Origin of the sequence: Methylobacterium sp. J-030 (assembly GCF_022829545.1) — a bacterium.
In the GTDB taxonomy this organism is placed as follows: domain Bacteria; phylum Pseudomonadota; class Alphaproteobacteria; order Rhizobiales; family Beijerinckiaceae; genus Methylobacterium.
Map to the genome: position 1 here is coordinate 1 of NZ_JAKSYM010000053.1, position 9136 is coordinate 9136.

Annotated in this window: 6 protein-coding genes; 2 read left to right on the plus strand and 4 right to left on the minus strand. The window is 64.2% G+C overall.

What is annotated here, in order from left to right:
- Positions 1-1268 precede the first annotated feature (1268 nt).
- Positions 1269-1640, plus strand: a complete 372-nt coding sequence (locus MKK75_RS02270) for a hypothetical protein (protein ID WP_244041008.1) — start codon at positions 1269-1271, stop codon at positions 1638-1640.
- 463 nt (positions 1641-2103) lie between these two features.
- The gene (locus MKK75_RS02275; protein WP_244041009.1) at positions 2104-4401 is read left to right on the plus strand and encodes a putative bifunctional diguanylate cyclase/phosphodiesterase; all 2298 of its coding nucleotides are present in this window, start codon (positions 2104-2106) and stop codon (positions 4399-4401) included.
- A 138-nt stretch (positions 4402-4539) separates the two neighbouring features.
- Here the strand turns inward: MKK75_RS02275 and MKK75_RS02280 are convergent, their stop codons facing one another.
- The 4 genes from MKK75_RS02280 to MKK75_RS02295 all read right to left on the minus strand — a co-directional run bounded on the left by MKK75_RS02280 (position 4540) and on the right by MKK75_RS02295 (position 9060).
- Positions 4540-4953: a response regulator gene (locus MKK75_RS02280; protein WP_244041013.1), complete on the minus strand. Its 414-nt coding sequence runs from the start codon at positions 4951-4953 to the stop codon at positions 4540-4542.
- Between the two features lie 74 nt (positions 4954-5027).
- Complete coding sequence (locus MKK75_RS02285; RefSeq protein WP_244041010.1) at positions 5028-6410, minus strand: methyl-accepting chemotaxis protein; 1383 nt, start codon at positions 6408-6410, stop codon at positions 5028-5030.
- Positions 6411-6577: 167 nt separating this feature from the next.
- Positions 6578-8791 carry a phage tail tip lysozyme gene (locus MKK75_RS02290; protein ID WP_244041011.1) on the minus strand — a complete coding sequence of 738 codons (2214 nt, stop codon included), beginning with the start codon at positions 8789-8791 and terminating at the stop codon, positions 6578-6580.
- A gap of 14 nt (positions 8792-8805) precedes the next feature.
- Complete coding sequence (locus tag MKK75_RS02295; RefSeq protein ID WP_244041012.1) at positions 8806-9060, minus strand: hypothetical protein; 255 nt, start codon at positions 9058-9060, stop codon at positions 8806-8808.
- Positions 9061-9136: the final 76 nt, after the last annotated feature.

Sequence of the window (9136 nt, forward strand, 5' to 3'; positions counted from 1 at the left end):
GGGGCGGGACGCCTCGGCGCTCAGCGGGCTCGTTCCACGCGGGCGGCTCGTCGTGCGTCAGGCGTGCCGCGTCGAGGGGCGCACGGATGATCAACGGCAGATGCGGGTTGGCACGTGGCGGTAGGATCGCCGGTTGCGCAACCGTTTCCGCCGGGTTCGGGTCCAGGAAGGTGCGGGGTCCGTCGGCGGCGTCTAGGGATTCGCCACCGCCATCTATCTTCCCGCGCTGGATAGAGGTCCCACACCTGACGGGGCCTCTCTCGCATGCGGACGATCCAAGTACCTTCTCCATCGCCGACGGACCCCGCACCTTCCTGGACCCGAACCCGGCGGAAACGGTTGCGCAACCGGCGATCCTACCGCCACGTGCCAACCCGCATCTGCCGTTGATCAGCCGTGCGCCCCTCGACGCGGCACGCCTGACGCACGAAGAGCCGCCCGCGTGGAACGAGCGCGCTGAGCGCCGAGGCGTCGCGCCGCCGGCCCCGCCGAACGCGGCAGCGACGCTCGAACCGGACGTACAGCAACCGTTGCGAGATCGCGCGGACGCGATCCCGGTCCGAACCCTGTCGGCAGATCCGACCGCTGCGCCGACCCTGCCACCTCAAGCGGCGCAGACGCGGCGTGCGGCCGAGGTCGTCGTTCGGCCAGCGCCGATAATAACCACCGCACCGCCGCCCCGGCGCACGGCGATGCTCGAACCGGATCATGCGGAGTTGGTGGTGGATCGAACAAGCCCGGTCACGACGCCCCGTGACGTAGGGGTTGTGGTCCAACCGATCCTGAACCCAGGTCCCGCGAGGCACGCACGGTCGCTCAGAAGGCCACGAGCGGCAATCACGATCTCCCGGGCACGGATACCCTACCGCGATGCCGAGACGGCGACGGGCATCCTTAGCCTGCCGACGTCGGCTCGGACGTGGGTCAATGCAGGCGCGGTCGCACACGCCTCTCTGCACCGATCGAGAGCCGATCGTTCAGCCGCTCCGTCACCTTCCCCTGCGCCGTCCTCCCCCTGGACGATGCCACTTGCCCTCGCGCCGACGGACTAGCTCGATGCCGCGGCTCCGAGTTCACCCCCGCGAAGAAGGAGAGCCGTGATGCTCCTACGCTTGATCTGCTGTGCGACCCTCATTTCCGCCCTAGCCGGGCCTACCCTGGCCCAGGATGCGCCCGCCGCGCCGGATACGTCGGCGGCCACCTGGCAGATGCCTTGGCAGATCTCGCCGATCGGGTCGGCCTCGTCTGCAGCTGGCGAGCAGACTATCTTGTCGATGGTGCCAGGCACCGGCTTGGTGAAGGGCACCTCTGCAGCTCTGCAAACCATTGGGCAGCCTCTTCCGGAGGTTCCGGGCCGCAACCGCACGGTGGATACCTGTCGTGCCACCGTGCTGAGCGAAGCGACCAAGGCCGGCATGAAGCAGGTCGAGGCGGTCTCGGCGGGCGCGGATCGGACCGACAAGAAGGGCGACTACTTCGCGCCGGTGCTGTTCCGCATCACCTACGAGCGGCCGATGATGTACGAGGTGCGCGAGGCGGCGATGATCTGCGTCGTCAGCCGTAAGGGCGCAATCGTCGACGCATACATGCCGGCTGACGAGTCGGTCGTCACGCAGTGGACGGATCTGAAGCGCCGGTAACCTGACCCAGTCGCGGTCTGCGACCCATGAACGGTGGAGCGGTTGTGCGACCAATTTGAATCGTAGGGTCTTTTGATTACCCCACGCTATCATTCCCTCAGCGCGCGCTGCGTGCCGAGATACGGAAGATTAGCACCGATACTTGATAGGTCCTCGATAGCGGCGCTTCTAGGCTGACAAAGTTGTACTGACCCCTGGTGTTGTCACCGTCAAGCTTGATGTGATTAGACGCGCTGCATCGAGATGGGTTCGCTACTCGCGAAACAGCATTTACGTGAGACCTGCTACGGGTTGCCGCAGCCCGCCTGCTGGTGCCGGGTTTACTTGAAATTATCCAAGTTTTGAAAGGTATTCATCAGAACGCTAGAGATATGTTTTCGTGCGGCGAGGCGGCCAAGTTGTTTCCGTATCGATCCGATGGAGAAGATCGATGTCTCGGAAGACGTTGGAAGGTAGCGTATGTGTGCAGGCGCACCTCCAGGAGGCCAACGAACTGCTGCGCACTGCCTTGGAAAGCATGGACCAGGGTCTGGTCCTCTATAGTTCCGATATGCGAGTGCGTCTGCACAACCAGCGTGCGCGTGAACTTCTCGATCTACCCGCAACCGTGCTGTACGACGGCAGTCCATACAGTGCCATCAATGCGTTCCAGGTCGCGCGTGGCGAGTTTCAGACTAGTCCAGCTCCGCTGGTCGCGGCACTGGACACTGCCGATCTCGCCAGCCTGCCCGACGTGTACGAGCGTGAACGCCCTGACGGTACGAGCCTGGAGGTGCGTGTCGTGCGGCTGCCGGACGGCGGGTACGTGCGCACGTACACGGACATCACGCGCCGCCGCGAGAGCGAGCGAGCCGCGCGAGCCAGCGAAGCCCGCTTACGTCTGAGCGAGGAGCGGCTGGCCCTGGCGCTCGATAGCGGCGAGGACTGCCTGTTCGACTGGAACCTGATCGACGGGACGACATGGGTGTCCGAGCGCTGGCGCGATAGGCTTGGGCTCGTGGGTGAACGCGCTCGGCCTACCATGTCGGGTTGGATCGAGGCGATCCACCCAGACGATCGCGAGCGCGTGATGACCGCGACGCGGGCGCACCTGAGGGGGCAGACACCTACGCTCGAATGCGAGTACCGAGTGGGTCAGGCAGGGGATGAGGCGCTATGGGTGCTCGCCCGCGCCCGCGTAGCCGCTCGCGCCCCGGACGGTCGGGCGCTGCGATTGGTCGGTACGCTGATCGATATCTCTAGACGCAAGGAAGCGGAGGCGCGCATCGCCCACATGGCATTGTATGATGCGCTCACCGGCCTGCCGAACCGCAATCTCTTCCGCGAACGTCTTGATGATGTGCTGCCCCGGGCGGCGCTGGCGCCGAACCGTCACGCCGTGCTCGCACTTGATCTCGACCACTTCAAGATCGTCAACGACACCCACGGGCATCTCGCAGGAGATCGGGTGTTGCGTCTGGTAGCGGAGCGCATCCGCTCGGCGGTGCGCGATACAGACACGGTCGCCCGGCTCGGCGGCGACGAGTTCGCGATGATCCTCTCCGACATCGACGGTGATGCAGCCGTGAGGGGGGCGTGTGAACGCATCATAGCCGCCGTGGACGAGCCACTACTGCTCGATGGGACCGTGATCGATATCGGCGTGAGCATCGGCGTGGCGCTCCTATCCGACGACGGCACTGAAGCCGAGGGTGCGTTCCAGCGCGCCGACATGGCCCTGTTCCAGGCGAAGGCCGCGAGCCGCAACACCTACCGGATGTACGAGGCCGAGGCGCACGCGCGCACCGCCACACGCAGCCTGCTCGCGATCGACATGAAGGAGGCGATCCGGCGGGGCGACTTCTTCCTCGTCTACCAACCGATCATTGACGTGACGACCGGGGCAATCGTGAGCTTTGAAGCCTTGATGCGTTGGCAGCATCCCGTACATGGCCTCATTCCGCCGGGCGAATTCATCCCCGTGGCGGAGGATACGGGGCTGATCGTGCCGCTGGGCACCTGGGCGCTGCGTGAGGCGTGTACCGAGGCGCTGAACTGGCCCGCATCCGTGCGCGTGAGCGTCAACGTCTCCGCGGTGCAGTTCCGCGGCGGGCTGGAGGAGGCTGTCGTGGCTGCCCTATCAGCGACTGGTTTCCCAGCACGACGCTTGAAACTTGAAGTGACCGAGAGCCTACTGGTGCAGAACCCAGAGCAGGCCGTCGGGGTGTTGCACCGGCTTCGCGCCCTCGGTGTGCGATTGGCGCTCGACGATTTTGGTACGGGCTACTCGTCACTGAGCTATCTGCGGCGATTTCCGTTCGACAAGATCAAGATAGATCGATCCTTCATCCGCGACATCGCCGATCCGGATGCGGCCGCCATCATTCGGGCGGTCGTGAGCATCGGCGAACGGCTGGGCATGGGCATCGTCGCAGAAGGGGTCGAGACGGTCGAGCAACTCGAACTGGTCCGGCGTGAGGGCTGCACGGAGGTGCAGGGATATATCTTCAGCAAACCACGAACGGCTGCGGACGCGCGAGTTCTCTGCAGCGAACGGCCGAATGACGGGCGCTCGGAACGCGAAACACGAGTAAGATCCTCGGTCGAGATGGACGCTCAGCCGCAGGAGGAAGCCTCGCCTGGCTGCGATTGGGACGAATCTGCCGTCAGCGAAGGTAGGCCACCAGTCGGGATACCCAGTGAGCGCAAAATCGTGGAGATGTTTGGCAATCTAGTGCAGACACCAGTCGAGCCGCAACGGGCGTTGCGCCAGCGGCAGTGAAGCATCGCCGATGCCATCATTAGTACCACAGCGATGGCTACAAGCTCATCAAGGTCAATGATGGAGCCGGTGAACTCGTTGGCAACGGACTGATGCCCGCCGATCCATTGGCCGGAAGGGATGTCTATGCGTTCGTCGTCATCCGGTCTTGCGAGTAAGAGCTGCGCTCTCGCTCAGACAAATAGCCTCGATCTTGGCCTTCAACGTCACGCTCGTGAACGGCTTGACGATGTAGTTGCTTACGCCAGCCTTCTTCGCCGCGATGACGTTTTCAATCTTCGATTCCGCGGTGATCATGAGGAACGGGGTAAACCGCAGGGCTTCATCGGCGCGTATATGCTGCAGTAGCTCGTAGCCAGTCATCGGCTCCATATTCCAATCGGAGATGACGAGCCCGTATTTACGCTCCTTGAGGCGACCGAGCGCAGTTGTGCCATCAGATGCATCATCGATTTCACTGAAGCCGATCTGCTTCAGCAAGTTGCGGATGACACGGATCATCGTCTGGTAGTCATCGACGACGAGGATCGGCATGCTGAAATCGAGGAGCATATGCATCGCTATTTCCGCTAGAGCGAGATGCCTTACTGCCTTCACGAAAGAACTTATGGGACTTTCGAACGAAACTAAGAGACTGCGATCATGTCACCCGCTGCGGCCAGCATATCGGCCATCGCATCCGACGCGGTGCTAAAGGCCGGAGTACCAGTGTCCCAGTCTCGCTTTGCCAACGCTGCTATCATCCGTGCCGCTTCAGTGAGAGCCAGCTGTTCCGCTCGAACGAACTGCGTGAATGCCGGGTGCTGTTCGATAGCCGTGCCCTTCAACTGCACGCCAAGCGCGGGCGTCGACTCGCTCCGCATGGTAGCGGCGGACGCGTCCGGCGCAGCCTGGCCCAACAGTATGCTCGCCAGCCGCCGCTTCCATACACCGACATCGCCCGGCAGCCGCACGAGCTGATATGCCGGAGCAGTCTCGTTCGCTGCGTCGAGCGCCTTCATTCCAGTGGCCTCCGCCGCGACGAGCCGCGCGGTGATGCTCGCGATCTCCCCACGGGTCTTCGTCGCCTTCTCGGCGATGCCCTGCACGTTCTGTGCGATCTCCTGCGTGGCCTGCCGCTGCTGACCCAGAGTCTCGGACAAGGCGCGGTTCAAGTCGCTGGTCTGACGAATACCGGCGTCAGCCTCCGCGACGCAGGCGCCGAGCCTCTCAACAACCACCGAACCGGCGATCACAGCAGCGCGGCTCTCGCTCACGGCATGCGCGATCTGACCCATCTCGGACTGCAGTGTCCCGAGCCAGGTACGGATCTCGTCCGTGGATTTGGCGGTCTGGGCGGAAAGCGCCTTCACTTCGGAAGCGACGACGGCAAAGCCTTTGCCAGCCTGTCCTGCCCGGGCGGCCTCGATCGTGGCGTTCAGAGCGAGCAGGTTAGTTTGCCCGGAGATGTTTGCGATTGTTCCGGCCATGGTGCCGATCTGCGCGACTGCCCCTTGTAGGACATCCAGGCGCTCATTGATCTGAGAGGTTCGCGCGTCGATGGCCTGCATCGCCTGACGGACCTGCTGTAGCTCACCCAGGCAGGCAAGCATTGCGGTGCGGGCAGCCTCCGCCGAGCTGCCAGCCGCCTCGGAGGTGTCGGCGACCTGAGCGATGGAGGCGACCATCTCCTCGGTGGCGCTGGCGATAGTCTGTGCCGAGTCGGCTACCTGACCGACGTCGTGCGTGGTCCAACCGACATTGATCGCGGCTTCGGAGGCTTCCCGCGCTACGGTTGCCAGCGCGCCGAGATGGGTATGTCGCTCACGGCGCGCACGCGTGAGTAGCCGCGAGAACACATCCCGCAGCGGGCCCTCCGGCAGATCGGCGATAGTCAGGTCCTGGGCCGCAGCCAGCCGCTCTACGGCTGTGAGTAGCCGCTGCTCCTCAGCGCGCTGAAGTCGCTCTGCGCCACCGACATCCGGCCGAGGCGAAGGCTTGGCCGACTGGCGGAACGAAAGGCCGATCATGGCGTGCTTCCAAGGTAGTTTACCGCGATGCTGCCGAGCGTTGGTTAAGAAACTGTCAAGCACATGAACTCAACGGCTGAACCGGCGAGGAGCACTGAGCTACGAGCGGCATCGCGATTGCACGCTGAGCAGTCTGCAGCGCCAGACCGTGCACCTCGTCCACGCCCCTACACCGTCGCCGTCTGCACGTTTCGCAGTGCCAGCGCGTACAGCCCGTCCGCCGACTTGGTGAAGGCGTCCGCGTGCTCCCGCGGCGTCTGGCTGCCGGTGATATCCACCTTGAAGCTGTTGTGCTGGGTCAGAGACCGGCTGCTGCTCGACGTGCTGGTGTTCGTCACGGGGCTGGCGCCGACCGGAGCGGGCTGCATCAGGTTCTTCGGGTCGATGTGGTTCGGGTCAAAGCCGCCAGGGCTCATGCTTGGCAGGCCGCGAACGCCCGCGGCTGGTGGGACAACGATCTTGGAGTTGGCAGCCTCGGCTGGCGCGACACCCGCCCCTGAGCGGCGAAGCGCGTGCAGGTTCGGCAGGCGGAAGTCGTATGCCTTCTGCTTGAACTTGGGGTTCTCGTAGCCGTCGATCCCCTCGCGGAGCTTAGCCTCCTCGGTCGACGCGGCCTTGATCCGATTCCAGACGCCCTGATAGCGGCCACGAAGGAACTCGTGCCTCAGAAACTGCTGCTGCGCGCCCACGTCGGTCCAATCGACGCCCATCCGGGCCGCGAACGCCTTGAGTTGCGTGAACCGGTCGGCGTGCCACTGCGCTGTGCCGAAACTCGTCGGTCGGCCGCTCGGATCGGGGTCGCCCTTGATCGTCGGGTCGAGGTTTGCGGTCGACTCACCCTGCATCATCGCGACCATGGCCCGTGCTGTCCCAAGGTCGGCACCCATGCCACCCTCGGCGATGGGGCCCTGAAAGAACTTCAGCCACGACGCGACCCGCTCCTTGCCGCCCGCGGAGTTGGCACCGGGCTTCCAGCGATGGCCGTGGGTCGTGATGGTGCCGTCATCCTCAGGCGCCAGGCCACCGTCGCCGCCATGGGCATCGGCCGAGCCGCCGGAGAACGTACGCTTCACCGCGCGGGCAGCTCTCCTGAAAATGCCCGGCCGATCCTCAGGGGCGCGCTCGCGCTGCTCATCAAAGCCGACGCCCTTGCCGCCGCCCTGTCCAACGCCAAGCGCATCCTGGATCGCACCACCGAGCCCGAACCGGCCGGACAGGATCAACGTGCCCAGCTTGTCGATGAAGCTGTAGATGCTCGACAGATGCAGCCACTCGTCGATCTTCTTCAGGACCGCCCAGACTGTCTCGAAGGCGTGACCGATCGCGGCGACCCGATCGGCGAAGTCGTTCCAACGGTCGATGAACATCTTGCCGTGATCGCTGGCGAACCACTCGACCATGGCTTGAATCTTGTCCGTGATCCAGATGATCCCGTCGGCCGTGGTGCGCAGGATCGTGTTCACGACCTCCGGGTTGTCCGCGATGAACTTGTTGAACCGCGCGACGATGGCCTCCAGGGCCGGCGCGAGGCTCGTCATCAGCCGATCGCTGAGGGCTGCCGACGTGGCCTGGAGGCGGGTCAGCGAGCGCTGGAACGACTGCGATGCCGCCGCTGCCTGCTCTGAGTTGACCCCCAGCGATTTGGTCAGGCTGTTGTACTCGGCCTGATAGCGGTCGAGCTGATCAATGTACTGCGTGATCAGCTTGTAATTTTCCTCCGAGATGCCGGCTTGTCCGGCTTCACGGAAGCCAACATCATACGGGTGCTTCTGCAACTTGCGCACGGTGTCGAGCATCTGCTCGGCGGGATCCTTCGTCATGTCCACACCCAGACTCTGGACGTAGCTCTTGACGCCGCTGTTCTCGCGTAAGGCTTTCTGAAAACTCTCCACTGCGCTGATAGCCTGTTCCGACGTGCCGCCAACTTGGGAGAAGGCATAGCCGAGCGCCTTAAGGCTCTGCACCGAGGCGCCGGTCCGCGCGGATACGAAGCCGAGATTGTCGAAGGCACCCGTGACCTTGTTAACGGCAAACCCTACCGCGGTCGCCATGGCAGTGGCCGCCAACGCTACCCGGCTCAAACCGGCGATGAACTCCTTGTGGCGCTCCTCGCGCTTGCGAGCCTGCTCCTTCTCAGCCTTCTCCTTGTCCTGGGCAGCTGCGAGCGCCGCACGCGCCTCCTTCAGATTCGTCTCTCGGGTGAGCTTGGCGACCTCCTCCTCGGTCTTGGCGCCCGCCCACCGGGCATCCTCGATCCGCTTCTCGGCTGCCGTCACGGCGGTCTCATAGTCGGCGATCGACTTCTTGGCCGTGTTGAGCGAGGCGGTGTTCACGTCGAACCCGAGGGCGACGGCGAACGACTCGATCCAGTTGTCTGCCATGGTCGTCCTCCCCCTCAGTGCTGCACTTCGGCGCTGGTCTGCGCCCGCATCTTGGCGGTAACCGACAACACCATGGCCATCGTCTCCAGTACGGCCGCCTCCTCGTACCCGCCGGCCCCGATGAACCGGATCAAGACCGACATGGCGACCGTGCCGAGCGTGTCGTCGTCCACGGTGTAGCCCTTGAGGGCCATGCCTTCCCGTGCGCCCGCGACGGCGCCCTTCCACTGCGGCGAAGCGAGAAAGATCTTCTCAGGATCGTCCATCATCAGCCCGGGTATCCTATGCCGCGAGACGCCAGTGCCGGCGAAACGGAGCCGGCCGAGAGCTTGACCCCGATGAACT